We start from the raw sequence: 506 nt of genomic DNA, 5'->3' as shown, positions 1-506 counted from the left end.
ATCTCGCCGCTGTTCATGCTTCAGGTCTATGACCGCGTTCTGGCAAGTGGCAGCGTATCCACGCTGGTGGGGCTCGTCGTGCTCGCTGCGGGGCTTTATGCGTTCCAATGCCTGCTCGACATTTTGCGCGCCCGCGTGCTGCTGCGGATTGGCGAGCGTTTCGATGGACAGTTTTCCGGACGCGTTCACGATGCGATCGTTCGCCTTCCGCTTTCAACGCGCATGCCGGGCGACGGCTTGCAGCCGCTTCGCGATCTCGACAATGTTCGCGGCTTCTTAGGTGGAAACGGTCCGACAGCGTTCTTCGATCTGCCATGGATGCTGTTTTATCTTGGCATTTGCTTCCTCCTTCATTTCTGGATCGGCATGACGGCACTTATCGGGGCGGTCGGTCTCACATCTCTGACACTCCTTGCCAACACTCTCTCGCAAGGGCCGATAAGCGATACCGTTGCCCACAACATGGCACGCAATGGTCTGCTGCAAGCAGCGCGTTGCAATGCCGA

Annotated in this window: 1 pseudogene; it reads left to right on the top strand. The window is 58.3% G+C overall.

From position 1 onward, the window contains the following. Positions 1-506: pseudogene (locus NKJ18_RS32975) on the top strand (type I secretion system permease/ATPase); the annotation flags it as partial.

The organism is Mesorhizobium sp. M0217 (assembly GCF_040321955.1).
Taxonomy (GTDB): Bacteria; Pseudomonadota; Alphaproteobacteria; order Rhizobiales; family Rhizobiaceae; genus Mesorhizobium.
Note: the sequence above shows the minus strand (reverse complement) of the source record. Positions and strands in the feature narration are given on the sequence as shown.